This window comes from Kribbella sp. NPDC050470 (assembly GCF_044458365.1).
GTDB lineage: Bacteria > Actinomycetota > Actinomycetes > Propionibacteriales > Kribbellaceae > Kribbella.
Genome location: NZ_JBITHV010000007.1, coordinates 356,825 through 383,224, shown reverse-complemented (window position 1 = coordinate 383,224; position 26,400 = coordinate 356,825). Strand labels below are relative to the sequence as shown.

General features: G+C 68.8%; 25 protein-coding genes, 1 tRNA gene and 1 pseudogene. 12 read left to right on the top strand and 15 right to left on the bottom strand.

Annotation, left to right across the window (positions count from 1 at the left end; translation table 11 throughout):
• Positions 1-92 precede the first annotated feature (92 nt).
• On the bottom strand, positions 93-1,157 hold the full coding sequence (locus ACIBGM_RS22915; RefSeq protein ID WP_396386701.1) for an NAD-dependent epimerase/dehydratase family protein: 1,065 nt from the start codon (positions 1,155-1,157) through the stop codon (positions 93-95).
• A 135-nt stretch (positions 1,158-1,292) separates the two neighbouring features.
• Here ACIBGM_RS22915 and ACIBGM_RS22910 point away from each other — a divergent pair, with 135 nt between their 5' ends.
• The 3 genes and pseudogenes from ACIBGM_RS22910 to ACIBGM_RS22900 all read left to right on the top strand — a co-directional run.
• Positions 1,293-1,979: a TetR/AcrR family transcriptional regulator gene (locus ACIBGM_RS22910; RefSeq protein ID WP_360532563.1), complete on the top strand. Its 687-nt coding sequence runs from the start codon at positions 1,293-1,295 to the stop codon at positions 1,977-1,979.
• On the top strand, positions 1,976-2,836 hold the full coding sequence (locus ACIBGM_RS22905) for an RNA polymerase sigma-70 factor (protein WP_396386700.1): 861 nt from the start codon (positions 1,976-1,978) through the stop codon (positions 2,834-2,836). The genes ACIBGM_RS22910 and ACIBGM_RS22905 overlap by 4 nt, the downstream gene beginning before the upstream one ends.
• Positions 2,837-2,917: 81 nt before the next feature.
• Positions 2,918-3,211 (top strand): annotated as a pseudogene (locus tag ACIBGM_RS22900) (DoxX family protein); the annotation flags it as partial.
• 41 nt (positions 3,212-3,252) lie between these two features.
• Here ACIBGM_RS22900 and ACIBGM_RS22895 read toward each other — a convergent pair.
• Complete coding sequence (locus ACIBGM_RS22895) at positions 3,253-4,455, bottom strand: NAD(P)/FAD-dependent oxidoreductase (RefSeq protein ID WP_396386699.1); 1,203 nt, start codon at positions 4,453-4,455, stop codon at positions 3,253-3,255.
• A 74-nt stretch (positions 4,456-4,529) separates the two neighbouring features.
• Here ACIBGM_RS22895 and ACIBGM_RS22890 point away from each other — a divergent pair, with 74 nt between their 5' ends.
• Positions 4,530-5,138: a TetR/AcrR family transcriptional regulator gene (locus tag ACIBGM_RS22890; RefSeq protein ID WP_396386698.1), complete on the top strand. Its 609-nt coding sequence runs from the start codon at positions 4,530-4,532 to the stop codon at positions 5,136-5,138.
• Here the strand turns inward: ACIBGM_RS22890 and ACIBGM_RS22885 are convergent.
• Positions 5,135-6,034 carry a LysR family transcriptional regulator gene (locus ACIBGM_RS22885; protein WP_396386697.1) on the bottom strand — a complete coding sequence of 300 codons (900 nt, stop codon included), beginning with the start codon at positions 6,032-6,034 and terminating at the stop codon, positions 5,135-5,137. The two genes, ACIBGM_RS22890 and ACIBGM_RS22885, sit on opposite strands and share 4 nt — an antisense overlap.
• Positions 6,035-6,106: 72 nt before the next feature.
• Here ACIBGM_RS22885 and dapA point away from each other — a divergent pair, with 72 nt between their 5' ends.
• Positions 6,107-6,997, top strand: coding sequence for a 4-hydroxy-tetrahydrodipicolinate synthase (gene dapA / locus ACIBGM_RS22880; RefSeq protein WP_360532545.1), 891 nt, complete (start codon positions 6,107-6,109; stop codon positions 6,995-6,997).
• A 1-nt stretch (position 6,998) separates the two neighbouring features.
• Here the strand turns inward: dapA and ACIBGM_RS22875 are convergent, their stop codons facing one another.
• The 4 genes from ACIBGM_RS22875 to ACIBGM_RS22860 all read right to left on the bottom strand — a co-directional run bounded on the left by ACIBGM_RS22875 (position 6,999) and on the right by ACIBGM_RS22860 (position 12,517).
• Complete coding sequence (locus tag ACIBGM_RS22875; RefSeq protein ID WP_396386696.1) at positions 6,999-9,056, bottom strand: tetratricopeptide repeat protein; 2,058 nt, start codon at positions 9,054-9,056, stop codon at positions 6,999-7,001.
• A gap of 17 nt (positions 9,057-9,073) precedes the next feature.
• Positions 9,074-9,751 (bottom strand): hypothetical protein, encoded by a 678-nt coding sequence (locus tag ACIBGM_RS22870; RefSeq protein WP_360532539.1) that lies wholly within the window; start codon positions 9,749-9,751, stop codon positions 9,074-9,076.
• Between the two features lie 115 nt (positions 9,752-9,866).
• Positions 9,867-10,820, bottom strand: a complete 954-nt coding sequence (locus ACIBGM_RS22865) for a calcium/sodium antiporter (RefSeq protein WP_360532536.1) — start codon at positions 10,818-10,820, stop codon at positions 9,867-9,869.
• A gap of 59 nt (positions 10,821-10,879) precedes the next feature.
• Positions 10,880-12,517 (bottom strand): LuxR C-terminal-related transcriptional regulator, encoded by a 1,638-nt coding sequence (locus ACIBGM_RS22860; RefSeq protein ID WP_396386695.1) that lies wholly within the window; start codon positions 12,515-12,517, stop codon positions 10,880-10,882.
• 144 nt (positions 12,518-12,661) lie between these two features.
• Between ACIBGM_RS22860 and ACIBGM_RS22855 the strand changes: the two genes are divergently transcribed.
• A complete protein-coding gene (locus ACIBGM_RS22855) occupies positions 12,662-13,498 on the top strand; it encodes an alpha/beta fold hydrolase (RefSeq protein WP_396386694.1) in 837 nt (278 codons plus the stop codon).
• Between the two features lie 184 nt (positions 13,499-13,682).
• On the top strand, positions 13,683-14,483 hold the full coding sequence (locus ACIBGM_RS22850; protein WP_360532527.1) for a hypothetical protein: 801 nt from the start codon (positions 13,683-13,685) through the stop codon (positions 14,481-14,483).
• A gap of 4 nt (positions 14,484-14,487) precedes the next feature.
• Here ACIBGM_RS22850 and ACIBGM_RS22845 read toward each other — a convergent pair whose 3' ends face one another.
• The 3 genes from ACIBGM_RS22845 to ACIBGM_RS22835 all read right to left on the bottom strand — a co-directional run bounded on the left by ACIBGM_RS22845 (position 14,488) and on the right by ACIBGM_RS22835 (position 18,532).
• Positions 14,488-15,822 (bottom strand): SWIM zinc finger family protein, encoded by a 1,335-nt coding sequence (locus ACIBGM_RS22845; protein ID WP_360532524.1) that lies wholly within the window; start codon positions 15,820-15,822, stop codon positions 14,488-14,490.
• Positions 15,819-18,383: a hypothetical protein gene (locus ACIBGM_RS22840; protein WP_360532521.1), complete on the bottom strand. Its 2,565-nt coding sequence runs from the start codon at positions 18,381-18,383 to the stop codon at positions 15,819-15,821. Before ACIBGM_RS22840 ends, ACIBGM_RS22845 begins: the two co-directional genes overlap by 4 nt.
• A 76-nt stretch (positions 18,384-18,459) precedes the next feature.
• Positions 18,460-18,532, bottom strand: a tRNA-Arg gene (locus tag ACIBGM_RS22835).
• 128 nt (positions 18,533-18,660) lie between these two features.
• Here ACIBGM_RS22835 and ACIBGM_RS22830 point away from each other — a divergent pair.
• Positions 18,661-19,089, top strand: a complete 429-nt coding sequence (locus tag ACIBGM_RS22830; RefSeq protein ID WP_360532518.1) for a DUF1761 domain-containing protein — start codon at positions 18,661-18,663, stop codon at positions 19,087-19,089.
• Here the strand turns inward: ACIBGM_RS22830 and ACIBGM_RS22825 are convergent.
• From ACIBGM_RS22825 to ACIBGM_RS22805, 5 genes are all read right to left on the bottom strand, one after another.
• Positions 19,086-20,249: a hypothetical protein gene (locus tag ACIBGM_RS22825; RefSeq protein WP_360532515.1), complete on the bottom strand. Its 1,164-nt coding sequence runs from the start codon at positions 20,247-20,249 to the stop codon at positions 19,086-19,088. The genes ACIBGM_RS22830 and ACIBGM_RS22825 overlap by 4 nt on opposite strands.
• A gap of 215 nt (positions 20,250-20,464) precedes the next feature.
• Positions 20,465-21,067, bottom strand: coding sequence for an META domain-containing protein (locus tag ACIBGM_RS22820; protein ID WP_360532512.1), 603 nt, complete (start codon positions 21,065-21,067; stop codon positions 20,465-20,467).
• 12 nt (positions 21,068-21,079) lie between these two features.
• Positions 21,080-21,559 (bottom strand): SigE family RNA polymerase sigma factor, encoded by a 480-nt coding sequence (locus ACIBGM_RS22815; RefSeq protein ID WP_360532509.1) that lies wholly within the window; start codon positions 21,557-21,559, stop codon positions 21,080-21,082.
• A 92-nt stretch (positions 21,560-21,651) separates the two neighbouring features.
• The gene (locus ACIBGM_RS22810) at positions 21,652-22,932 is read right to left on the bottom strand and encodes an alpha/beta hydrolase (RefSeq protein WP_360532506.1); all 1,281 of its coding nucleotides are present in this window, start codon (positions 22,930-22,932) and stop codon (positions 21,652-21,654) included.
• Between the two features lie 126 nt (positions 22,933-23,058).
• Positions 23,059-23,652 carry a hypothetical protein gene (locus ACIBGM_RS22805; RefSeq protein WP_360532503.1) on the bottom strand — a complete coding sequence of 198 codons (594 nt, stop codon included), beginning with the start codon at positions 23,650-23,652 and terminating at the stop codon, positions 23,059-23,061.
• A 228-nt stretch (positions 23,653-23,880) separates the two neighbouring features.
• Between ACIBGM_RS22805 and ACIBGM_RS22800 the strand changes: the two genes are divergently transcribed.
• From ACIBGM_RS22800 to ACIBGM_RS22785, 4 genes are all read left to right on the top strand, one after another.
• Positions 23,881-24,561 (top strand): hypothetical protein, encoded by a 681-nt coding sequence (locus tag ACIBGM_RS22800; RefSeq protein WP_360525515.1) that lies wholly within the window; start codon positions 23,881-23,883, stop codon positions 24,559-24,561.
• Positions 24,558-24,698 (top strand): hypothetical protein, encoded by a 141-nt coding sequence (locus tag ACIBGM_RS22795; RefSeq protein ID WP_360525512.1) that lies wholly within the window; start codon positions 24,558-24,560, stop codon positions 24,696-24,698. Before ACIBGM_RS22800 ends, ACIBGM_RS22795 begins: the two co-directional genes overlap by 4 nt.
• Positions 24,695-25,174 carry a GNAT family N-acetyltransferase gene (locus ACIBGM_RS22790; protein ID WP_360525509.1) on the top strand — a complete coding sequence of 160 codons (480 nt, stop codon included), beginning with the start codon at positions 24,695-24,697 and terminating at the stop codon, positions 25,172-25,174. The genes ACIBGM_RS22795 and ACIBGM_RS22790 overlap by 4 nt, the downstream gene beginning before the upstream one ends.
• Before the next feature lie 170 nt (positions 25,175-25,344).
• On the top strand, positions 25,345-26,337 hold the full coding sequence (locus tag ACIBGM_RS22785) for a hydroxyacid dehydrogenase (protein WP_360525506.1): 993 nt from the start codon (positions 25,345-25,347) through the stop codon (positions 26,335-26,337).
• Positions 26,338-26,400 lie beyond the last annotated feature (63 nt).

The window sequence follows — 26,400 nt, the reverse complement described above, 5'->3', positions numbered from 1 at the left end:
ACCATCCGGCCCGCAAGCCCCGACACCCCGTCAACCCCGCACAGCCTAGGCCAGCCCCCCAACCCACCTCCCCACACTCCTGTCAGGAGCTGTTACGCGGGGGTGCGGAGGGTGTTGATGGTTTCTTGGAGGGCTTGGGTGGTGGGGGTGGGGTTGATGCCGAAGGCAACTGTTGCGGCGGTGGAGTCGATGACGAAGGGACGCTGCCACTGGTACTGCGTTTCGACCATTGCGCGGGCGGCTGGGTTGAAGAGGCCGGCGAGACGCAGCGCGAAGCCAGGCATCTTGGCGACGCGGGCGGTTGGGGCGCCGGCGAGCTCGGCAGCGTGGGTGGCGAGCTCGCGGATCGACTGCGGCGGGGGAGTGGGCACGTGCCACGCCCGCCCCCACGCCTTCTCGTCCGCGGCGACAGCGACCAGCGTGCGCGCGACGTCACCGACGTACGTCCAGCTGTGCGGTGCGTCCAGGTCGGCGGGCGCCGTACCGCGCCGTCCTTCGATCACCTTCGGCAGCACCATCACGCTGAACGGCGACACCGTGTGCGCGCCGAGGTAGTCCGACCCGCGCACCTCAGCTGTCCGGATCCGCCCGGCCTCGTGCGCCGCCAGCGCATCGGTCCAGAGCTTGGTGCGCACCTCACCCTTCACAGAGTTCGGCCGCAACGGCATGCCCTCGGTCATCGGCCCGTCCGCTTCGCCGTACCCGTACAAGTTCCCCGTCGTCACCAGTACGGCGCCTGTCTCCTCAGCCGCACGCACCAGCGCCGCCCCAAGCGGCGGCCAGTCCGTAGCCCACCGGTGATAGGCAGGCCCCGCACAGCTGTACAACCCCACAGCCCCCTTGGCCACCTCCGCCAACCGCTCCCCATCCGAAGCGTCCCCCGCCACACACTCAATCCGCCCCTCCCCGCCAACGCCTCCTACGCCAACGCCTGCTCCGCTAGCGCCTGCCCCGGCGGCACCCGCTGCGTCGGGAGCGCCCGCGCCGGCAGCGGCTGCTCCGGTGGGGCCGCCGGGGCCGCCCGCGGTGGGGGCTGGGAGGGGTTGGGGGCCCCGGCCCGAGCGGGTGACTAGCCGGACCTGCTCGCCTTGGGCGGCGAGGAGGTGGGCGGTGGCTGATCCGACCGGGCCGGCTCCGACGACGACGTGCAGAGACATGGTGGGCGACCTCTCGTACTCGGGGCGAGAACAGTGTTCTCGAACAAGTTCACTGTACGCAGACCGCAATGCCATGGTCAAGAACACTGTTCTCGAAACGTTCCAGTGTTCTCAGCTCTGTGTCAGACTGATCCCATGTCCGCACCATCGGTCCGCGCCCGAGTCCGCTCGGAGATGAGCCAGGAGATCAAGGCCGTCGCCCGCCGGCACCTGGCGACCGACGGCGCAAACCTCTCCCTGCGCGCAGTCGCCCGCGACCTGGACATCGTCGCCTCCGCCCTCTACCGCTACTTCCCGAGCCGCGACGCCCTGCTCACCGCCCTGATCATCGACGCCTACGAGGCCCTCGCCGCCGCCGCGACCGAAGCCGAGTCCGCCGTCCCCCGCGACGACCTCCGCGCCCGCTGGCTGGCCGTCTGCCGCGCCGTACGCGCCTGGGCTCTCGCAAACCCCGCCGAGTATGGCCTGATCTACGGCGCCCCGGTCCCGGACTACGCCGCCCCGCAGGACACCGTCGAGCCGGCCTCGAAGGTGATCCTGCTGCTGGTCGGCATCGTCACCGACGGCCTCGGCCGGCTCAACTCGATCAAGGCCTCACCACTCACCATGCCGCTGCGCGCCGACCTCCGCCGCCTCATCGACGAGCGCCAGGGCGAGCTGCTCGAGGAGCGCCTCGACCGCGTGCTGGTCGCGTGGACGCACCTGTTCGGCGTCCTCAACTTCGAGGTCTTCGGCCGTCTCGACGACATGATCGAGGCCCGCGCCGAGTACTTCGACCACCACATGATCCTGATGGCCGACCTCGCCGGCCTGCCCAAGTGACGGTCGCCGACTTCACCCGCCACAAAGGGCTCCTGTACGCCGTCGCCTACCGCATGCTCAGCAGCGTCGCCGACGCGGAGGACGTCGTACAGGAAGCCTGGCTTCGCTGGGACGAGGTGGACCAGGCAACGATCGAGGACCCCGAGGCCTACCTCGTCAAAGTCACCATCCGGCTGTCGATCGACCGCGTCCGCAGTGCCGCAATACGACGTGAGTCCTACGTCGGCCCGTGGCTGCCCGAGCCGATGCTCACCACCCCCGACGCCGCCGACGACGTCGTCCGCGCCGACACAGTCTCGACCGCGATGCTCCTTGTCCTGCAGGCGTTGTCACCCACCGAGCGCGCGGTCTTCATCCTCAACGAGGCCTTCGGCTACAACCTCACGGAGATCGCAGCAATCCTCGACCGCCGTGACGCCGACGTCCGCCAACTGGCCCACCGCGCCCGCGCCGCAGTCGCCGACCGCCGCCGCAAGTACGACGCCGACCCGGCAACGCAGCAGCAGGTCACCGAGCGATTCCTCGAAGCCTGCCTCGGCGGAGACCTGAAGGCGCTCATGGACGTCCTAGCACCGGACGTCACCCTGATCAGCGACGGCGGCGGCCTGACCGGCGCCCCACGCAAGCCCATCCACGGCCCGCAGTACGTCGCCCAGGCGATCATCCTGCTGTCCCAGCGCCGCCCCGCCGACTCCCACGTCGTACTGCGGCACGTCAACGGCGCGCCCGGCCTGGTCATCTACGCCGGCGCTACCCCGGTGATCGCAGCCACCTTCCACCTCGTCGACGGCGCGATCGAGACCATCCATGTCGTCAGCAACCCGCAGAAGCTCACCGGTGTAGCGGAAGTGATCTGACTCACCAGCCAGCCCTGTCACGCTCCACCCAGCCATCTCGTCCGTGAGGCGCCCACCCGCCAGCGGACGAAACGGAACCCCATGTACGCCGTCTACCTCGCAGCAACCCTCCTGGCCGCCACCCTCACCGCCTCAGCCGCAGTAGCCAACCTCATCGGCCACGCCTACCCCAAGTCCCAAGCCGACAAGCTCAACGTCCCCCACACCTGGATGCGCCCGCTCGGAACCCTCCTGGGCGCAGCATCCCTGGGCCTCCTGGCCGGCCTGGCCATCCCGCCCTTAGGCCTCCTGGCCAGCGCCGGCCTCGTCCTCTACTTCCTGGGCGCCCTGGCAGCCCACCTCCGAGTCCACGACCACCAACTGGCCGCCTGGACCCTCTTCTTCACCGCCTCCCCTGGCCGCCCTGATCACCAACCTCACGTACCACTAGGCACCCGGACCATCACCCAGGCAGCCCGCGCGATCGCCGCCGGCGCCAGCAGTTGCCGAAGACCGATGGTTCGGTTGACGAAGGCAAGCATGTGCGCCGCGGTCCGCTCGTCCCGTACGGCGGCCCCGAGCAGCAACCGGTCGACAGGCGTCGGCGGGCCGGCCTTCGCCTGGTCCTCGATGGTCGACTGGTGGCCGGTCAGCGCCTTGCGACGCCGTACGTACTGGCGAAGCGCCGGCTCGATCGGGCTGCCGTCGAGCAGCGCCGGTGTGACTGCGTCGGCCAGCCACTCCGCGGTCTGGAACGCCCACCCGCACCCGACCCCCTGGGACGGGTCCGAGGTCATCGCTGCATCACCGATGAGAGCGACATCAGGACGCGGCACCGCGGAGCGGGTGATGAGTGCGCAGTCGGTGGCACCGACGATCGGTGAGCTGCGGTGGGCTGCTTCGAAAACCGGAGCATCCGGCAGCCGGCGCAGGTCGGCCAGCAGCGCGGACTCCCGATCGGAGCGGTACGCCGGAAGTGCTGCCTTGACCGGCATCGACGCCAGCACAGTGACGCCGTCCTCGTTCGGCATGGCGTAGGCGATCCCGGGCTCGTGCAACCAGATCTGCGTCCTCGAGCCCGACGTCAGCCGAACACCGGTGAACTCGGCGAAGTAGATGAACCGCTCGTTCGCCGCCACCCGCTGTTCGGTGCCGGCGAGCCGCGCGACGACCGAGTTCACGCCGTCCGCGCCGACCACGAGCCGCCCGGACACGGACCGCTCGCTGCCGTCATCGCCCCGAACCCGGACGCCACCATCGTCGAGCAGCCCGCACACCCGCTGCCCCAGCATCAGGTCGACACCGCTCGTGCCGGCGGCCAACGCCCGGACCATCGGGTCGAGCTTCGCCCGGCGAATGCTGTACCCGTGCGGACTGCCCGGTGGAGCGACCACCCACCCCCACGGCGTGTAGCAGTCGAGCCCGTTCCGGATCCCACCGGCCGCCTCGATCGTCCGGTCGAGGCCGAGTCGCCGGATCGTCGGAGTCGCACAGGCCATCACATGATGTGTGCACAGCACCTTGAAGCTGTCGATGCGGTGATGCTTCTCCACGAGCGCGACCCGCAGGCCGGCCCGTCCGAGCAGGGTCGCCGCCGTTGATCCCGCGATACTCGCCCCGACCACGATCACGTCGTACATCTGAACCCTCCCGATAGACAGCACGACCGTGCTGTCTATCTCATAGATGGCACGGTCGTGCTACCTTGTCAAGAGTGAACCGCCTCCGGCGCTCCGACGGCGAGCAGACGTACGCCGCCATCCTCGAGACGGCCGTCCGCCTCGCCTCGATCGAAGGCCTGAGCACGCTCACCCTCGGCCGGCTCGCCGAGGAGGCCGGGGTGAGCAAGAGCGGCCTGTACGCGCACTTCGGGTCGAAGCAGCAGCTCGAGCTGGACATCATCCAGGCGGCCCGGGACATCTTCGAGCGCGAGGTGATCCAGCCGGCCCTGGCCGCCGACGAGGGTCTCCCGCAGCTGGAGCAGATCTGCGCGTCCTACCTCTCCTACATCGAGCGACGCGTCTTCCCCGGCGGCTGCTTCTTCGCCGGCATGCTCGCGGAGTTCGACGCCCGTTCCGGTACGGCGGCTCACGACGCCGTCGCCTCGGACCAGCAGGGCTGGACGGAGCTGCTCGAGTCCTTCGCCGCCGTGGCCCGGGAACGCGGGCAGCTCAAGCGCTCCACCGACGTACCTCAACTCGTCTTCGACCTGACTGCGGCCGTGGAGCTGGCGAACTACTACCACGTCCTCTTCGGCAACCCCAAGGTCCTCGACCGCGCCCGTACGGCGATCGACACCGCCATCGCCGCGAACCGGCCCTAGCGTCCTGAGGCGGACAGCTCGGCGAGCACCGCCTGGATCGCCGGGCTGGTGTTGGCGCTGCGGCGCCAGGCGGCGTGGACTTCGCGCTTCGGCGGGCGGCGGAGCGGGCGGGCGACCAGGTCGGAGCCGAGCGGTGGGCGGGCCAGGCGGGGGATCAACGCGATGACGTTGCCCGAGGCAATGAGCGCCAACTGGGTGCCGAAATCATCGACCAGATGGCGTACGTCGGGATCCTCGGCAACGTCGGCGAACAGCCGCCGGAACCACTGGTGGCACACCGTCCCAGGCGGACTCGTCACCCAGGCCTGGCCAGCAAGGTCAGCACCGGTGAGAGGCGAGTCAAGGCGCGCGAGCGGATGCGTCCGATGCATGACCACGTCGCCGACGTCGGTGTGCAACCCGCGCTGGGTAAGCGAGGGTGGCACCACGGCCGGAATCCCATCGGCGTCATGGATGAGAGCGAGGTCCGCTGTCCCCGCATCGACACTGCGCAGCGCCTCATCCGGGTCTTGCTCGGTGAGGTGCACCTGGAGGTCCGGGCAGCGCACGGACAATTGCTGGAGCGTGGGCGCGAGCAGACCGCGGATGGCCGTGGAGAAGGCGACGACTCGCAGAACGCCACGCGGCGAGCCCTCCGCGACCGACTGGGCCGCCTCCGCACAGCGCTCCAACGCCTGGAACACCTCCGGCGCGGAGTCGACGATCGCCTGTCCAGCCGGCGTCAGCACGACCCCGCGACCGGCCGGCGCAAGCACCGGCACGCCCACCTGACGCTCCAGCCGTTTGATCTGCTGCGACACCGCCGACGCGGTGAACCCGAGCTCATCGGCCGCACGCGCCAGCGTCCCAAGCGCGGCCACCGACCGCAACGCCTGCAGGGCTCCCACGTCGATCATGAAGACAGATTAAGCAATATCGCCAAAAAAGCATCGCTGGACCACATCAATCGTCCGCGCCAGGATCGAACCATGACCGACCAACTCTTCGGCGCGAACCTCGTCGCCCTCGTGACCCCGATGAACCCCGACGGCACGATCAGCGAACTCGGCCTCACCAGCCTCGTCGACCACCTCCTCGCCACCGGCTGCGACGGCCTCGTCGTCGGCGGCACGACCGGCGAGGCACCGACCCTCACCGACACCGAGTCGGCCGACCTCGTCCGCGCCGTAGCGACCCAGACCGACAAGCGAGCCAAGGTCATCGCCGGCGTCGGCACCTACGACACCGCCGCCAGCATCGACCGTGCCCGGGCAGCCGAAGCCGCCGGTGCGGACGCGCTGCTCCTCGTCTGCCCCTACTACTCCCGTCCCAGCCAGGCCGGTGTGGTCGCCCACTGCGTGGCCGTGGCCGACGCGACTGCGTTGCCCGTCATGCTGTACGACGTACCCGCGCGAGCAGGTATCGCGATGGAGGCCCCGACGCTGATCGAGCTCGCCGGCCACCCGCAGATCCGGGCGGTCAAGGACGCCAAGGGCGACCTGTTCGAAGCGATGAACGTGATGGCCCGGACGTCGCTGGCCTACTACTGCGGAATCGACGAGCTCAACCTGCCTTACCTCGCCTCCGGAGCGACTGGCGTGGTCAGCGTCGTCGGCAACATAGTTGCCAACCGCAATGCCGACCTCATCCGGGCGATCCGCGCCAACAACCTCGACGAGGCGCAGGCGATCCAACGTGACCTGCTCCCGTTGGCCGACGCCATCATGCGTACGTCCGGAGGCGCCGTCATGGCCAAGGCCGCCCTCGCCGAGTTGGGCATCATCCCTTCCGCGACCGTACGTCGCCCGCTCCTCGAGGCGCCCGAGTCTCACCTGCAACGACTGACGGCTGCGCTCGCGACCGTCGCCGTACCTGCGTGAATCAGGGCCGGCGGACGTCGAAGTAGAGGCGGGTCAGCAGGTCGCCCATGAGACCCCTGGACGTTGCCTTGTCCTCGTACTGGGCGACCACTGTGCGCACCGAGTTGTCTGCGCCGACCCCAGCCCAGCACCAGACGGCACGATCGCCGTTCTGCTGCTTGTACTGGCGGAACACGCCGTTGACACCACCCAGCGCGAAGGGGGCCTGCGCGGTCGGCTTGCCAAGGCTCGTACACAGGGACTCGGTGTTCAGCGCGGTGTCGATCACGCCTGGCACGGCTTGGCCGAGCAACTCGGCCGGGAGCGGCGCCGAGCGTACGGTCAACCTCTCGATGGCAGCGCCCGGGGCGGACAGCCGGATCCGCCCCGGCACGCTGTCGTCGAGGTCCCAACCGGGCGGTCGGCAGGCCGAGATGCGACCTGACGAGTCGTAGGACCCGACGAAGGACGTCGTTCCGCTGGGAGTGCTCGAAACCGTGGCAGAGGCCAGCAACCGGTCGTCGAGCCAGGCATCGAGGCGGTACTCACCACGCCCCGGGCAGCCGCTGTCCATGAAGTACCGCTGGCCCGGCTGCCCGGCAACGACCCGATCGGTCGCGACCAGAGTGGACCGCTGTTGCCAAGGATCGCCGGACCTCGGCCGGAAGTAGCCGATCCAGGAGATCCGTGACTTCGCGGGGAGATTTGTGCTCTGGTACGTCGCCCCGACGGACCAACCGATGGCGGTCAGCTTCAGCGCGGAGATCGCCGCGTCCGCGCCGGCCGGGTTTGGTCCGGGGGAGAACTGCTCCGCCTGTGCGGCAACGAGCATCCCTTGCAGCTTCTGCACCAGCTCCTTCCGGTCCGGCTCCTTGACGGCCAGGATCTCCAGCGTGGTGCGCGAGCTGGCATACAACTCGGCCTGCTCGAGCGGGTCCGGCCGCTCCGCTGTCCGGCGGATCATTTCGCCGTACGACGCTCGCGCCTCGGCCTCATCGCCTTGGGCCGCTTGGACGAGACCGAGGTTCGCCCACGGCAGCGGTAGGCGATCGTTCGATTCCAGCGCTCTGCGCGTCAGCACCTCGGACGCGGCGTAGCGCCGTACGTGGAAGAGATTCGCGCCCTGGTTGACGAGCGAGAGGTGGTCGGGGACCGGGCTGAGCTCCAGCGCCCGGTCCAGGTCGGCGATCGAACGGAGCCGTGATTTCTCGTCGACCGTGGTGAAGACGTAGGCGGCGTTCTCCGGGCTGCCGGCGAGCACGATCGCGGTCGCGCGGGCGCGGTACGCCTGCGTGTAGTCGCCGCGCAGCCGGATCGCCTCCGTGTACGAGTCGACGGCGCCGTCGTACTGGCGCAGCCACATCCGCTTGTCGCCCTCGGCCAGCGCGACGACCGCCGCGTCGGGTGTGACGAACGGGTGTTGGCTCGCCGCGATGACGCTGACCAGGACCGCGAAGCCTGCGATCACGAGCGCGGGGACGACCACCAGGTTCCGGGTTCCCGGGGCCAGCGTGAGCGAAAGTCCCAACAAGGAAAGGGCAACCGCGAGCAAGGTGATGCCGAGGACGTAGCGGTCCGACTTGGTGCCCCAGGCCGTGGCGGTCTCCCGTTCGGCGTCGGCTCGGAGCGCGGTGACCCGCGGCTCCAGAAGGCGATCTGAGGCCTGCCGGTTCACGTCCTCGAAGTGCGTCGAGCCCGTCTCCGTCACCGCGAGGTCGGCGAGCGCCTGCGACGACTTGTCCCACATCTGCGCCGCGGTCGTGTAGGTGTCCGTCCCGGTCAGCGAGGACGCGAACCGTGCCAACTCGGCCCGCTGGCGCAGCGAGCGGACCTCGCCGTCGCTGGCCGCAAGTTTGGAGATCTCCACGTAGGCAGCGCCGTACTGGGCGAGCGAGGTGATCGAGGTCTCCTGCGCATGCGCCGACAGGTTCCGCTCGTGCTCGCCCGCTCGGCTCGCAGCCAGGGCGAGCAGGCTGCCGAGCAGCACCAGAAGCGCTGCAGAACAAGCGATTGCCTTCTTGAACGGAGTGTCGAGTACGTCGATGTCCGGGAGCTCGATCTGGGCTTCGGGAACAGGCATGGGCAGGCTCCGTTCGCTCAGCCGCCGACGGTGGCGTTGAGGCCGGCGCCGGCCGTCGCGATCACGAAGACGATCGCGGCCGTTGCCAGCACCGGTGTGCGCCACCGCGGACGCAGTACCCGACCGACCGTCAGCAGCAGGACGAGCAGGAGCAGTGCGACGACTGACAGCATCGTGCGGATGCTCTGCGCGTGCCGGGCATCGGCGACCTCGGCAGTGGCCGCGGGCTGGTCGGGCTGCAGGGCTTCGAACGCCTCGTAGCCCTTGATCGTCTCGAGTCGGCGCTCGGTGTCGTAGCTGGCGGACGCCGTCGTACCGCTCAGGCGTGTGACGTCGAACGTCGTCTCACGGTATGCGTCGGCCACACTGCGCAGTACGAGCGCCTCCGCCCGCAGTTGCGCGGCTCGCGCTTGCTGGCCGGCGGCCGCTGCGGCTGTCGCCTGCGCCTCCATGGCCTCCGCCTCAGCGAGCGACCGCCGGTAGCGACTGGCCGCGCTGGACTCGGCCTCCACCCGGATGCTGGCCACGGACCGCTGCCGCTGTACCTGCAGCGTTTCCAGTGTGGCCTGACCGCGTGCTTCCGCGGCCGCGTCGTCCTGGCGGACTGCGACGTACGTCAGCAAAGCCGCGCTCAGCGTCACGATGCCGACGGCGATGGCGACAGTGCGCTCCCAGTCCTTCAGGAGCCGCGGCATCGCTGATCCCACCCCACGTAGATCAACCATGAAATTGTGCCTTCCCCCCACTCGCGCAGCGCGCGATGGCTCCACTGTCGGTGCTCAAGGCACCGAAGTCCAGTGGACGTCAGCGTTACTGGGAGATGAGCAGCCAGGTGAGGTAGGCGACGTACGCCGCGACGAACACACCGCCTTCGGCGCGGGTGATCCGGCGTCCCGACAGGAACACCGGCACGCACGCGACCGCCGCGCCGACCATCAGCAGGAGGTCCCCGCCGAGGATCTCGTCAGGGACCTGTACGGCGCCGGGCGCTGCAAGGATCGTGACGCCGAGGATGATCGCGATGTTGTAGACGCTCGATCCCAGAAGGTTGCCGAGGGCGATGTCCCGGTTCCCACGGATCGTCGACAAGATCGTGGTGACCAGCTCGGGAGCCGACGTACCGATCGCGATGATCGTCAGTCCGATGACCGCATCGCTCACCCCGAAGGCCCTGGCGGCATCGACCGCCCCGTCGACGAGCAGCGTCGCGCCGACAACGATGACGACGATCCCCACCAGCAGGCTCACGAGGTGCACCCAGGGCCGCGCCTTCTTCGCCTCGTAGTCGGCCTGGTACTCCTCCTGGACTGCCGGCGATTCTTGCCGGCCGGTGCGCAGTACGCCCAGCGTGTAACCGACTCCGAGAACCAGGAGCACGACACCGTCCAGCGTCCCGAGGGTCCCATCGAGCGCCACAACCAGCAGCACCACCGACGCCGCAGTCATACAGGGCAGGTCGAACCGCACCGTGCGGGTGTCCAGCGCGATCGGCGCAATCAGGGCACTCAACCCGAGAATCAACAACAGATTGACCAGGTTCGTCCCCACGATGTTGCCGACCGCGAGCCCAGCACTGCCCTGTCGCGCAGCGTCAATCCCGATCGCCAACTCCGGCATGCTGGTGCCCAGCGACACCACAGTCACCCCGACCACGATCGGAGCAATCCCCAACCGCAGCGCCAGCCCTGTCCCACCCCGGACCAGCAGTTCAGCCCCACCCAACAGCCCCACTAGACCACCGATGATCAGCAGAGCGCTCCCCACCACCCCACCGTCTCACGCCTCTAACCCCGCGCCAACCGTCGAGTCCTTCAAGTCTCCGGTCAGAGGGTGCCTGTCTCGACGATGCGGTGGGTGATCCCGTACGCGACGGCGGCGGTACGCGAGTCGACGTCGAGCTTGGTGAAGATGTTGGACACGTGGCGATGGACCGTGCGCTCGCTGAGGTGCAGCTCGTTGGCGATCGCACGATTCGCCTTGCCTCGGGCGATGAGGCGGAGGACCTCGATCTCGCGTCGAGTGAGCCCGTGGGCGTCGGCGTCCGTGGCGGCGACAATCCTGTTCAGCTGAGCCAGATCCGGACGCGCGCCGAGCCGTTCGAACGTCTCCCGGGCCGCTGCGAACTCGAGCCGCGCACCGTCATGGTCAGCGAGCGCGCGGCACGCCTGGCCGATCAGGACGTTCACCTTGGCCGTCTCGTGCGGGGCACCCTGCTCCTGCCAGGTGGCGGCGGCCCGCCGGAGGAGTGGCAATGCGCTTGCGGGATCACCATGGGCGAGGGCCAGCGCGCCGCTGACGGCGGACATCTCGGCCTCGATGGCCGGCGTCGTCAGCCCTCGCGTGATCCCCTCGAACTCGGTCACGGCATCCCGGGCCGCCTCGATGTTCCCTTCCTCGAGGTGGATGGCGACCGCCGCTTTCAGCAGGTCCAGGCGATCGGGCGCCGCAGTCACCTCGGCCAGCGCTCGCCGTACGCCGGCCGACGCGGCGTCGACGTCACCTTCGGCGAGTCTGAGGAGGGCGAGTCCAGGCTGCGTCAGGCAGCCGTGTTCCGCCGCGCGGCGGTAGGCATCTTCGGCGGCATTCCACTCGCCACGGAGCCGTCGTACCTCACCGAGCTGGTAGTACGCGTGCCCGCAAACCCAACCTGTGTAGCCGTCGAGGTCGTCACAGACCGCGGCGATCTCGTCGACCGCCGCTGGCCAGGCACCGTTGAGACACATCAACCGTGAGCGATAGATGCGGCAGTTCCCGAGGTACGCGCCGCCGAGGCTGCTCAGCGAATCGAGCCACCTGGCCATCGACCGGTTCCAGGCTCGGGCGCGAGCGAAGTCGCGGGCCAGACAGCACCCGCGGACGGCGGCGCAGTAGATCCACGGCGTGACGCGTGGCGACAGGCCGGTGTTGAGGGCCATCGCCTCCTCCAGGCGATCCAGCCCGTCCTGCAGCCGTCCCTCGTCGATCAAGGTCTGACCCAACATGCTCAAGGCCCACGGGATCACCTCGCCCTGACCTTCGTCGACGATCGCGCTCAGCAGCTCTTCAGCGCGACCGTGTTGGCCCGTCGCGGCGTGGAACATTGCCTCAGGGATCCGGAGCCACAGGCTGGCGGCCGTTTCGGGACCCAAGGTGCGGCTCGTCTGCTGCAGCCAGCCGTTCGCCTGGACGACCTCGTTGGTGTTCAGGAGCACCCACCACAACCAGAACGCGACCTGCGCTGCGGCTGCAGGTTCGCCGGCACTGACTCGGAGGTCGAACACCCGGTGCAGGAGGGCGACCGCCTCATCGCCCCGGGCGGAGACCTGGGCTGCCTCTGCGAACGCTTCCAGATCCTGGACGGTGAGCGGCTCTTCGGCGTCTGCAGCGGCGTACTCGACGCACGCCGCCTCCCACCGGGAGGTCCGGTGCAGCTCCCGTGCGTGGGCCAGGTGTGCCGTGGCCACGGCATCCATGGCATCCATGGCATCAGCATGCCCCCGGCCCATCGGAGTTGGGTAGTTGTACCCACACCCTCGGATCCAGGGTGGCAGCCAATGCCGATCCCTGCGGTGGCACGGTCGGCCAGTCTCGAATCAGAAGCCGTCCTACGAAACCAGGGAGTTCTGATGAAGACGACAACCGTGAACGGCACCGAGTTGGCCTACCACGTCCAAGGCGAGGGGGAACCGGTGCTGTTCATCCACGGCGCCATCTGGGCCGACTTCCTTCGCCCGTTGGCCGAGCAGCCGGCGTTCAGCGAATTCCAGCGGATCCGCTACCACCGGCGCGGGTACGGCGAGAGCGGCGGACCGGCCGGCGGGTTCGACCTGCAGGCGGCCGACGTCGTAGCCCTGCTGGACCACCTCGGGGTGGACCGGGCACACCTGGTGGGTCACTCCGAGGGCGCGATGATCGCGCTCGTACTCGCATCCTCCTACCCGGATCGGGTGCGATCCCTGGCACTGCTCGAGCCGCTGCCGTCGAGCAGTTGGCTGGCCGCGAGCAACTTCGCGGACCTGCTGGGAATCCTTGGGCCGGCGTTCGAGGCGATGGCAGGGCACTACCAGGCAGGGGACGTTGCCGGCGCCTTCGACGCCCTCTTCGAGCCGACCGGCTTGGACTGGCGCACGGCGACGAAGGCCGCAGGACCCGGCGTCATCGACCAGGGCATCAGAGACGCGGCAACCTTCATCGAGACCGAAGCCTCCGCCCTGGTCGACTGGACCTTCGACCCCGACCAGGCGGCAACCATCACCAGCCCAGTCCTCTCCTGGAGCGCCGCCTCAGAAAACCCGCTCAACCCCGCAACCAGAGCCTTCCTCCACGCCCTCTTCCCCGACCACGAGGAGACCACCCTCACCAACGGCGACCACTTCTCAGTAACCACAAACCCATCGGCCGTAGCCGCCCCAATCGCCACCTTCGCCTCCCGCTGTTCGGACGCAGCAACTTTCCGGGGCTGATGTGTATCGAGGTAGGCAGGAGTGCTACTTCGTACTGCGATCCGAGGGGCTGGGTATGTCCGGTCGATTGAGTAAGGCGGCTGTTGCCGCATGTCTGGTGGTCGGATTCACCCCTGGTCCCGCACAAGCGGGGACGTCTGCGCCGGCGCAGGTGTCGGCTGGTTGTTCCGTCAAGGTCGGATCGGTGACCGCCGGTGGTGACCACACGGCCCGGGTGATCACTGCCGGTTCGCCACCAACGGTGCAGCAGAAGCCGCGGTACACCGATATCTACCCCGACGGCCAGCCCAGGTTGAGCAGTCTGATCGTCAATGACCCGGAGATCCCCAACTTCGGCGGCGGCTACCACGGCCACGTGGTCATCGGCGCTGGGCTGTACAGCAGCTTCTACCTGCTCACGGAGGACGGCGAGGTCGACCGGTCGCAGGCCCTCAACTCCCGGATCGGTGGCGGCTGGGGCGACGTCACCTTCCTCGAGACGAGCTACCCGTACGACACGAACCCCTTTGCCCTCGTCAACCACTACTCGCTGCGCGGAGACGGCACGCTCACCCGGTGGGATTCCAGAGGCGGGTTCGGCTGGACCAACCCGCAGTCCGCGGGTGGCTTCTCGGCAGTCAAGACGATGGCGCTGATCAGCCAGACCTCGACGTACGACACCTTCCTGGCCACCACGCGCGGCGGCGCCCTCTACACGATCCGGCTTCCCCTGACCTCGCCGATGAAGCCGGTCGTGAAGCGGGTCCGCGCCTCCACGTGGCAGGCCTTCGACGCCCTGATCGCCGAGAAATGCGGCCAGTACGGCACCCTGCTACTCGGCATCGACAAGGAAACCCAGTCCGGCTACCTGTACGCCATCGGCCACGCAACCGGCCCCACCACGATCATCCAAGGCCTGGGCAAGGTCCCAACCACCTTCCCCGACCCCGTCCACTTCCGCCACGCCCTGGAACCCGGCACCGCTCCACTCTTGTTCGGCGAGTGACCTGCTAGTGCTGCTGCGTCTGGACGTACAGGGTGACTGCCAGGACGTGTTTGCAGGGGCCGCGTTGGCCGTGGTACTTGGCCCACCACAGGCAGGTGCAGGTGTACGGATCGCCCTTGACCCAGTGACGGTGGTTGCCGGAGGTGATCGACCAGCCGTTGGCGGATGGTGCGACGGCTCGGTCCTGCAGTAGTTGGCGGGCGTCCTTCAGTCGAGGGTTGTCACGCTCGATCCGTTCGCTGTCCCACGGCAACTCTCGGTGGAACCAGGTGCTCTCGTGGAGGTCGTAGCCCACCTTGCCGGACACGGCCAGAAAGCCGATGCCCGCATCGACGTCCGCGAGGGAAAGATCCGTCGTCGCCGCCAGCCGATCGCGATCGATGTCCGGCTGCCAGGCGAGATGTTCGAGTAGCCGGGCGGCAGCGGACCCGGCCGAAGGCGCCGTCAAGGTGGTCAGCAGGCCCCCTTCACCCGAGAAGCCTCGGTACGGTTCTGGGGAAAGCAGCAGCGTCAACCGCGCGCCCGGCAGTTCGAACACCCACGCGCTGGCGTGATCGTCGGACCCGAACACGCGCAGGCGGTGCGTGAAGCGCGCGACCCGCGCCGACGCTCCCAGCCGCGCGGCTCCGGCAAGATGCACGGACCCAGGCGATGGCCGGGTCGACTGTCGCAATCCGCCTGGCGCCGGGAGCAGGTGGTACGACGGACCCGGCGCGGACTTGGGCAATGCGGCGAGCCATCGAGCCGCCGCCGATCCGGCGAGCTCGGCCCGCTGCGTCATCCGCGCGGCGAGCACGGGCGTCTCGGCGAAGCCCCTGATCCATCGGTCCGGGAGATCGACCTTCCGTTCGTGATGGGTCGCGTCGAGCGTCGCCACTGAGAGGCCTTCGGTTCCGACGTCGAGGTGGACGAGCTCGGTGCCGCCGACTCCGGCGAGTGCGGTGCGCAGCGGCTGGTTGATGTCCACGTTGGTGGTCCCGTGCGCGACCTCGCCCGAGTCGATGCCGTCGGCAAGCAGATCGAGCCGGGCATGGACTCCGTTGCAGAGTGAGAACGCCTCGAATCGCAGCCGGTCGCCCGACGCGGTGACCACGGGATCGAGATTGCTGAGGCGGTGGACGAGACCCGCGTCGAAGTACCGGCTGTTGGCCACGTCGGCGACCGCCAGGATGCCGGCCGCGGTCACGTCCGGCCGCGCCAGCATTCCGCTGAAGAACCGCGGCTGCTCGACGAGCCCGCCGGGAGTCGCACCGAGCGCTGTCTCGAGTTCCAGCAGTGCGCTGCGATCGGTACGCCGGACGAGTGTCGAATCAGTGCGGTAACCGGCCTCGATCGTCACGCTCTGCCGTCTCCCCGTGCGGCTGCTGCCACAAAGGCGGCTGCCTCCACCCGCGCCTTGCTACTACCCTTCGATGCCGCCAGCTCCAGGACGGATTCGGGGATCTGTGGATCGGGGACCGCACCGACGTAGCGACGCAGTATGCCGTACAGCTCCGCCAGCCCAGGGGGCTTCCGCTCGAGCACCGAAGCCTTGCCAAGCACGGTCATCGCGGTCGGCCAGAGTGGTTGCAGGCCACCCGCGAGAATCAGCTGCTCCCACGAGTGGCCAAGGCGACCGAGACGCAGTAAGCCGTCATCGAGGAGATGCAGACAACACTCGGTGTACGCCGTGCTGTCCCACCGACTGCGGCCCATCAGCGCCAGCGCTGCTTCGACGGCGAGGAGCCGTCGATCCTCGTCGGCGTGGCACAGCGTGGCCGCGATGTCATGCTGGACAGCGAGGCCGGGGCCGGGCGCGTGCGCCATCATCGGCAACCAGCGAGGTGGGTGCCGCGCGGCTTGGTCGTACTGCGTCTGCGTCTTGGCGGCCAACAGATCCGGCCAGGCCGGGACGATCCCGAATCCGGTGTCGGCTCGGATCGCCCACTCGTGGTACTCGCGATGGGTACCGCTCGTGTGACCGTCGAGGAGCCCGGCCGGGATGCCTGGGATGAGGCCGATGTCGATCGGAAGCCGGACCGGTTCGACGGTCACGGTGGCTCCGTCATGCCGAGCCACGAGCTTCGGGAGGCCGCCGCCTTCGATCCACTGTCGCAGCAGGTCGACCGCATCTACGGTGTGTTTCGCCGTACGCCACCGGGATCCTGGAGACCACAGGTCGAGTGACAATCCGTCGAGTTGGGTTGTGTGTTCGGGTCGTGTGGGTTCGAGGCGGAGTAGCGCGAGGAAGAGATCCGTCGGGCCTGCCGACGTGCGGCCATAGCCTTTGAGACGGTCCACGAGGGTGTCGAAGGAGAGCAGGCCGTTCCACTGTGTCGGGGTGCTCAGCAGGTACGGGATCGTGCCGAGTCTGAGGGTCGTCTCGCTCGCGAAGATCTCGTGGACCGCACCGGTCAGGGACAGGCCGGCGATCTCCCAGTCGGTCGGCGCATGGACGCCGTTCGCGATCTTGTCGCACAAGGTCAGGTGGGTCTTCGCGGTCACATCGGCCGCGGTGACCACCGCCCACAGCGCCGACGGCGGGCGCACTCCGTCGCCGAGGCTCTGATGTGCGGACCAGGCCCAGTAGCGCACCTCATGAGGCGATCTGGCAGCCCAGCGGACGATCGCGTCCCAGAAGACCGCGCCGTCCGCAGCCGTGATCGATCTGATGATCCGCGACAGAGCAGCGGCCAGACCAGGCTCATCCGGCTCGATCTTGGCGGCCGGCCCGGTGTCGTCCACCGGCAGGGGAGCGGTCCACAGATCGCACGGCGGAGCCTCTGCGTTGGTTTCCTGGGCGACTCCGAGTGCGGTCAGCGCTTTGGCGGCTCGGTCCGCGAGCGCCTGGTCGGGTACGTCGGCCGCGACCTTGAGCGCGATCGTCACCGCGTCGGATCCCCACCGGTCGACCGCATGCGGCCCGGTCAACGCCTTGAGCAGCACGGTCTTCTGGGCCTTCTCCGGACGCGCGAAGATCGTGGCCGCGAGGTCGGGGAGGTCGTCGGCGTGAGCGGTTTCGACCGCTGCGGGCAACAGCACGGCGGTCACCGATCCGTGGCTGGTCGCCAGCAACCCCTGGACCAACGGCATGCGATCGGCGAGGTCCGGACCTTTCAGGTCGAGTGCTGCCAGCAGCTTCGCGATGCCCTTCTGGGTGCTGGGAGTGTCCTGGCGAGTCAATGCGACAAAGGCGTCGGCCAGAACGCGGGACCGGTCGAGGTGGCTATCGGCGACCAGTTCGGCGACGGCTGGACCGAGCTCCCACGACGGTACGGCGTGCCGCTCCAGAATCCCGATCACGCCCGGGCCGGCCAGCGCGGCTGACAGGGCTTCGGGCAGGACGGGGTCAGCGCGCAACTCCTCGACGAGTGATCCGGTGGGCAGCGGTTCCGGCGTACCGTGACGCTCTTGCCGCCACAGCGCCCACTTCATCTCCGACGCTGCCAGCGCGTGCAGTTCGGCCCAGGATTTGGCAAAGGCCGGGCCGGTCGGCAGGTCGGCCAGACCGGCCGCGATCAGCGGCCGCGCGAGTCGCGCAATCCACGCAGAAAGGAACCCGTCGCCCTTCGCCACCGTGGACGCGGTCTCGAGGAATGCCACACACCAGTCCCGGCCGCGGCGGGAAGCGAGCTCGACCAGCAACTCGTCAGCGGGACCGGGACGCCAGTCCGACGCGAGCTTCGACAGCCACCTCGCCGCCTGCTCCGGCTTCGCCAGCGCGACCGCGAGGGCGCGGAGACAGGCGGCGAGATCGAACTCGGGGTAGTGGACTTCCCCGGTCCAGTGAGCCCGACGCGACCGGTACCACGCTCGAGTTTCCTTGCCGGTTTGGCTGGTCGCCGGGGCGTCCAGATATGGCACCAGCTCACGCCAGGACCCGGTGACCAGCAGCCGTTCCAGTTCGTCGTACACGGACACGACGGTCACCCTAGCCCGGCGTTTTCCCGGCCGCGGCCTGGATGCTCGATCAAGCATTTCCATCAGCACCGATAGGTGCCCCCGGCAGGATTCGAACCTGCGACGCACGGTTTAGGAAACCGACGCTCTATCCCCTGAGCTACGGGGGCGGACAGACGGGGACAGCGTAGCGGAACTTGGGGGTGGGGCTCATCTTCGTGTGCGGAGGGTGAGCGCTGGACACGGGGGTGGGGTGGGCGCACGCTGCGGGGATGGGGTGGTTCGTGGGGGAGGCATCATGAGTTTTGGTGTGCTGGGGGACTTGAACTGGCTCGCGGTGGTCGTGAGCGCGGTGGTGTACTTCGGGATCGGTGGGTTGTGGTACGCCCCGGTTGCCTTTGGCAAGCAGTGGCAGGAGGCGATTGGGTGGACCGAGGCGGACGCGGAGCGGGCGACGCCGGCGGTGATGTACGTCGTACCGGCGATCACCTGCCTCGTGTCGACGGTGGCGCTGGCGATGGTGGCCGAGGCGACCGTGACGGATACGTTCGGCGAGGGTGTGGTGCTCGGCCTGGTGGCGGGCCTGTTGCTCGTGGCGCCGGCACTGTACGTCACCGGGTTCTTCGATCCGCGGAAGCCCGAGCCGCAAACGTGGATCGGGATCACGGCCGGCTACCACGCCGTCAGCATCCTCGTGATCGCGGTGATTCTGGCGGTGTGGACCTAGCCGGTGAGGGCTGAGACGCCGAGGTGGCCGGAGATGGAGGCGTAGCGCTCGGCGTAGAGGGTGGTGCAGCGGGAGGAGGCGCAGCCGGAGCCGGCGAAGGTGGTGCCGCGGATAGTGGCGCCGGTGGAGCCGCGGCCGGTGTAGACCGGGCCGCCGGAGTCGCCGCCGATGATCGCGATCTTGCCGCCGCGGGTGGCCCGGATCACGTACGTCGTGCAGCCGTCGGTGTCGCAGTACTTCGCTGACGTCGAGCGGACCGTGATGCCGCAGAGCGACGTACTGAAGCTGCCGGACTGGCAGACGACCGTGCCGACGCCGGGGTCGCCGCCGCCCTTCACCGTGCGGGTGTCGGCCGAGTCGCCGGGGCCGTCGGTCCAGATCTTGGCGCCGTACGTGCTGCCGGTGAGCAGGGCCTGGTCGTAGTCGGGGTAGTTCGTGCGGACCGAGGTGGTGCCGTAGTAGTGGCTGCCCGACTTCCACAGCGTGCCGACGCCGCCGCAGTGTCCGGCGGTCACCGATCCGCGCTGGCCGTTGGACCGCCGTACGACGGAGAAGCCGGCAGTGCAGTTCTTCAGCGCCGACGTGATCCGCGCTCCGCCCCAGTGACCGCCCTTCGGGGTGTCGTTGAGCCGGGACGTCCGCGCTAGTGAGCTCTCCACCAGCCGTACGCCGGACAGCCCGCGCAGGCCCTCCAACGATTCGCCGGACGTCGTCTCCTTGTCGTACTCGACGACGATGTCCTCGCTGACCGGGTCGAGATCGGCGGCGAACGTGGTCCGCGTGGCGTCGCCCGACCACGACCGGGCGCCCACCGTGTTCCAGGCGTCGGCGATCGCGCGGGCCGATCGGCAGCTGCGTTCGACCCGGACCATCTGCTTGCCGGCCGCGGGGACGTTGCGGTTCATCGCGGCCTCATACCTGCGGGTGTCCACCATCGAGGTGTCCACCACGACCTTGTAGCCGGTCGACGCCGATCCGACCACGCCGATCACACCTTGGCTCAACCCATACGGCAGGCCGGACGTCGGCCGCCCGGTGGCATCCACCGGCTCGAGGGACCGGACGGCCAGGCTGATGCCGTCGCCGAGGCTCTCACCGAGCGGCCGCGGGTCCGACGCGGACGTCGGTTGCGCCAGCCGCTGGGACTGCACCGAGCTCACGCTGGGCTCCGCGTGTGAGCACCGCGCCGCGGCGGCCGGGGCAGCCCCGGACGCCGTCAAGCCGACCGCGAAGAGTGACACTGAGCCGAGTGTGAGCAGCGGGACGGTAACTGAGAGTCGCACGTAGCTCCCCAAATCGGTGGACGGCCGTCTCCATGGTCCAGTCAGTGACTCCGCTCAGTCAAGGCCTGATCACCGAAAGCGAGCAATTCCGACTACCGTGCGCGAGCGTAACTCGCAAGTTCGCGCCCGTCGGCGCCGAAGAACTTCAGTGTGTCGGCGTCGAGCGTGATCCGCTTGGCACCCTGCAGTACGGCGGTATGCGGCACGTTGTCGCAGCCGACCAGCCGCTGCGGCCCGGCCTTCGCGGTGAACTCACCACGCTGACCGATCGTGTATGTCCCCTGCAGCCCGTTGCAGCCGTCCGAGCCGGTCCACGTCCCGTTCGCGAGGAACTCGATCACCGGGTCGTCGGGCCGCTCCGTCTTCAGCGAAGTGAGCCCGGCCATCTGGACCGGACGCCACGTGCCGGCCACGCTCTCGGCCGACGGCGGCGGCTGCACGGACGGCGTGGCGACAGACGCCTCGCCGCCGGCGACCGGCAGTTGCACTGGTGAGTTCCCGCCCGCCAGGCTGAACCCGACGACGGCGATGGCGGCCACTGCTACCGCTGCGGCGCCGGAGACGATCCAGGTACGACGCTGGGCCTGCCGGGCGCCCGTGGTCGCGCGCTCGGTCAGACCGGTGGCCTGCGGCACCGAGGCCGCGGCACGGTCGAAGGTACCCCGCAGGTCATCCTCGAGATCGGTGTTGCTCACGACAACCTCTCATCACACATGGTGGGACTGCCTTGTCGTCCGTAGCGTGGCGAGCGCCCTGCTGGCGGTCGCCCGGACGGAGGACGGTTTGATGCCGAGCACCTCGGCGATCGTGTGGTCGTCCAGGTCCTGGTAGTAGCGCAGCACCAGCACGACTCGCTCCCGCGCCGACAACTCAGCGAGCGCTCGCCACAGCGCGTCCGAGTTCGCGACCTCGGTGGCGTGGTCGGGAACCGTGCGCTCCGCGTCGATCTCGGCGGCCGGTGACTCGGTGAACGACCGTCGCCGCGTCATCGACAGGTACGCGTTGATCAGGATCCGCCGGACGTAGTGGTGCGGGTCGTCTGCCTTCCGAACCTTCCGCCACGACCGGAACGCCTGCATCAGCGCGATCTGCGCCAGGTCCTCTGCTCGCTGGTAGTCGCCGGAGACGGTGAAACCGAGCCGCACCAGTTCCTGTCCGCGTGCGGACACGTACTCCTCGAACTCCACTCGCCACTCCCCGGCTGGGCGTACAACACCTCACACCTATTAGACGCATCGAGTGGCTCAGGGTGCTGCAACCAATCACACACAGTCGAGTCTCAGCCCAGCAAAAAAGCCCGGGCCTCCTCCTTGCCGCGCGGATCCCGCTGCACGCCGTGTCCACTTCCGGGTACGACGACGAGCCGCGCCGACTGTGCGTGCTCCTGCTCCCACCGCGCCCACTCCACCGGGCAGAACAGGTCGTTGGTGCCGTGCAGGATCAGCGTCCGCGGCATCAGCTTGTCAGCCGCCGGATATGTCGACATCCGCGCAGCCGGCCACCGGGAGCACCCGTCGACGATCAGCTGGTTGCGTGACGTCTCCACGTCGTACGGATACAGCTTTGCCGGATCCAGCTTCGTCAGTTCGGACTCGACACTGGCCTTGGTGACGTGCAAGTCGGCGCACAGCGTGGCCAGGTGCAGCCCGGCGGACAACTCGTCGTACGCGATGTTCCTGCTGGTGACGGTCTGGACGAACTCCTTCAGGCCCGCGTCGTCCCCGTTGCGGGCGGCGTGCAGCATCGCCGGGATCCCCTTCAGCGACGGGTTGACCGAGTTGAGGCTGGAGATCGACATGCTCTCCAACAGGCTCGTGCCGTCGACCGGCCCATGCCGAACCAACCACGCCAGGTCGGCCACCGGGTCCGTCGTACATGCGGGGTCCTGTCGGCAGGTAGCGCGGAGCACGGAGCCTGTAGCAGCCATGAGGTCGACGCTGAGCGGGTCGAACCCCTTGTGCGGCACGACCGAGTCCAACACGATCGAGGCAACCCGGTCCGGGTATTTCAGCCCGTACTGCGCCGCCGTGAAGCTCCCGTACGACGTCCCGTTGAGCGTCAGCCGCTCGACGCCGAGGTGCTGGCGCAGCCGCTCGATGTCCTCGACCGTGTCCGGCGTGCCGTAGTACCCAAGCCCTGGGCCGATCCGCTGCGCACAGTCCTCGACAGTCCCGGCCGGCGCAGCCAGGAAGTCCGAACCACCCACAGCTGCTTGCAGTGAAGGGCAATTGATGCCAGCGGACCCGGTGCCGCGTTGGTCGAACATGACGAGCCTGTACTCGCGCAGCAGGTCCGGGTGCAGGTTGGTACGGACCCGCGGTAGCAGGGAGACACCTGGTTGGCCTGGGCCACCAGTGAGCATCAGCAGGACACCGCGTGGCGCATCGACGTTGTCGGCTGCGGCCACGGCCAGCTTCAGGGTCTGATCGCCAGCGCCGAGTGGCACGCTCAGCGTCGTACAGGTGAAGCCGCTGATGCATGGAGCCGTGGGAGACGCCGCCGGCGAGGAGCAGGCGGTGCTGACGAGCAGCAGCGCACACAGCAACCGGAACACTCGCATGCTGCAGCTTGCAACAGATGGCGAGGAGCCGCCACCTGCCTTGCGGGTCAACCCAGGGAGGAGACCCGCAAGGCAGGCGCGGGTTGACCCGGTCCGGACGGCTTCGGGGGGCGCGTCCGGGCAGGGTCAGCGCAGGCCGAGCGACTTGATCAGCTCGGGTGTCACCTGGCGGGGCGCCGGCAGTTCGCCGGGCTTGCCCTGGCCCTCCAGGGAGGTCGCCACCAGGCGGCGGCAGCCGTAGGCCTCGACTGTGTAGGAGAGGACGCCACGGTCGTTGTCGGTGAACCGCAGCACGTACGTCGGGCCGAGCTCCTGCGTGCAGTAGCCCGGCTTCTTGGCGACCGGCTTCGGAGCGTTCACCAGAGCGAACAGCTCCGCGGCCTGCTTGGCGTTGCGCTTCGTGCTGACGGTCGCGTAGTCCTGCCCGGACGCCTTGGCGTCGTACTGGCAGACCGCCACGCTGACCGGGTTGAACAGGGACTTGGCGGCGCCCTTGCCCCAGACGACCTTGTCGGTGGCCGCACGCACTGCCGCGATGGTGTCGGGGCAGTCCATGCTCGGGGTGCCGCTGGGGGTGGGCGACGAAGGGGTGGTCGGGGTATCCGTGGGCTGGGCGGCGGGCGGGGACGTGGCGCTCTCGTCACCGCAGGCGGCGGTGACTCCGAGTACAGCCACGACGAGCGTCGCACCGATCAGGCCCCGTGTCCGTAATGCACTCACGACTCGGTCCTTCCGGGTTGGCAAGGTCACCCATGATGGTCGACCGGAGTCACGTCGCGCGCCCCTAAACCATCACGGCGGCGCGTCGTTCCGGTCACGCAGCCCGATCGTGCGCCAACCGAGGCACACCTGTAACGCGCACGCGCTGGTAGGGCGTGTCTGGCGATCCATCGCCTACTGCGCTGGATCACCAGACACGCCCTTCGACCCCGATTACGATCTCTTGTCGTGGGCCGGAAGAAGAACGCCGAGGCGACGGCGCAGCGTGAGCGGGACGAGTGGAAGCTCGGGATCGACTGGGCGCGCTGGCTGCTGGCCGGCAACAGTCCGCAGCCGCTGACCATGTACGGCCTGGTCCTCGAGTCCGGTGAGGTCGCCTACGTCAACACCCCGGCGCACTACGCGCGGCTGTACGGCGGCAGTGGTCGCTACACGCACAACAGCGGACTGTTCATCGGCAAGCCGGGTGTCGTGCTCGGGATGATGGCGGCCAACGCGGCGATCAACGCGAGCCGGAAGGCCGCGGCCAAACGGGACATGCAGCTGCTGTGGCGCGACCTGCAGGAAGTCCCGACCGTGGTGACGAACTACCGGATCCTGTGCATGCTGCCGCAGCGTGGCTGGCTGAGCTTCTACTACAGCGCCGTGCAGGAGTTCTACCCCGATCCGGTGAACTGGATGATCACCTTCGGTTTCCAGAACGCGGAGCCGTTGCGGCTGGCCGGCCTGGCGGCACCGACACTGTCCGTGCTGACCGCGTGGTGCGTGCTCGGAAACGACCGCTGGCAAGGCGAACCGGGGATTGCGCCGCTGCTGCAGGCCGCTGCCGAACCACAGTTGCCGCCGGGCGTCGTACCGGGTGAATTGGATACCGGAGAGCCGCGTCGACTCGGTAATCTGGAGCCATGACGAGCCCGTACGAAGACGACGAGCCGCTGCTGCCCGACCAGACCCGCGACGACGACCCGCGGTCGTGGGGCGACAACGACTTCGGTGCCGACGACGACGAGCGCATCCTGCGCGAGGTCCCGCCGCACCACGAATGAGGCAGCTCCGGGGGGTGCACGAGGGGTACGACGGCCAGGTGGCCGGATGGGCCCGGACACCGCGCGAGGTGGGGTTGCTGTGCGGCCGGGAGGAATACCCGTTTCCCGCCGACGCCGTCACCAGTTGGCGGAAGCTCGAGCCTGACATCCAGGCGTACGTGTACTTCGACGGCGACGAGCCGATCGGGTACGGCGAAGTGTGGCTCGACGACGACGAGGACGAGGTCGAACTGGCCCGGATCATCGTGGATCCGGAACGGCGAGGGCAGGGGATCGGGGCCGAGCTGGTCCGCGCCCTGCTGACACCAGCGATCGCGGCCGGGCACCCGGACATTTTCTTGCGGGTGCGGCCGGACAACGCGCCGGCGATCCGGACCTATCTGGGGGTGGGCTTCGTGGACGTCTCCCAGCACGAAATGGACGAGTGGAACGCGGGACAGCCGCTGGCCTACCGCTGGATGCGGTACGCCGGATAGAAAACGTTCGCCTAACCATACGGTGACCCGAGGGGGCTGACAAGCCTCCTCGGCGGCTGCATGCCCGCATCGCCTTCATTCATGGAGCATTTCCCACGTTGACGTTCCCGATCCTGGCGGCCTAGCGTAGATAGCGCTTTCTATCCCTGACTCTGATCGGAGAACCGCCCGTGACCGATCGCCCGGTGGCGCTGTTCGCCCTCGCCGCGGAGCACTGGCCGATGCTGTTTCCGCCGCTCGTCCGGCAGCGGCTCGGCGAGCTCGCCGACATCGACACCGGCCTGGTCGTCGACGACTTCGACGACCCGCGGGTGGCCGGCCGGCTGGACGACCTCGAGGTGCTGATCACCGGCTGGGGCTGCCCGCCGCTGGACGAGGCGTTCCTCGCCAGAGCGCCGAAGCTGCGGGCGGTCCTGCACGCCGCCGGCAGCGTGAAGGCGCACGTCACCACGGGTGTCTGGGAGCGCGGCATCCTGGTCTCGTCGGCCGCCGCCGCGAACGCGATCCCGGTCGCGGAGTACGCGCTCGGCGCGATCCTGCTGGCCGGCAAGGGCGTCTTCGCGCTCCGCGAGCACTACCGCAGCGGGCGATCGTTCACCCTCGCCTACATCCATCCCGACATCGGGAACTACGGTCGCCGGGTCGGCATCATCGGCGCGTCGCGGATCGGCCGGCAGGTGATCGAGCTGCTCCGGCCGTTCGACTTCGAGGTCAGCCTCTACGACCCGTACGCCGACGACGTCGACATCCCGCGGGTGAGCCTGCCGGAGTTGCTGGCGTCCAGCGACATCGTCAGCGTGCACGCGCCGTCGACCGCGGAGACGTACCGGATGATCGACCGGGCCGGACTCGGGCTGCTGCCGGACGGCGCCGTACTGATCAACACCGCTCGGGGCGAGCTGGTCGAGACCGAGGCGCTGGTCGACGAGCTGCGCAGTGGGCGGATCTCCGCCGTGCTCGACGTCACCGATCCCGAACCGTTGCCGCCGGGGTCGGCGCTGTTCGACCTGCCCAACGTCTTCGTCACCCCGCACATCGCGGGGTCGCACGGCAACGAGCTGGCCCGGCTGGGCACCTGCGCGGTGGACGAGCTGGCCCGTCTGGTGGCCGGCCGGCCGTTGCTGCACGAGGTCACGCTGGCCGATCTCGAGCGGGTGGCCTGAGGTGCGCATAGACAACGTTTGCCATCCGGCGACTCCGTTCTTGACAGGCCTATGCGCCGGAGC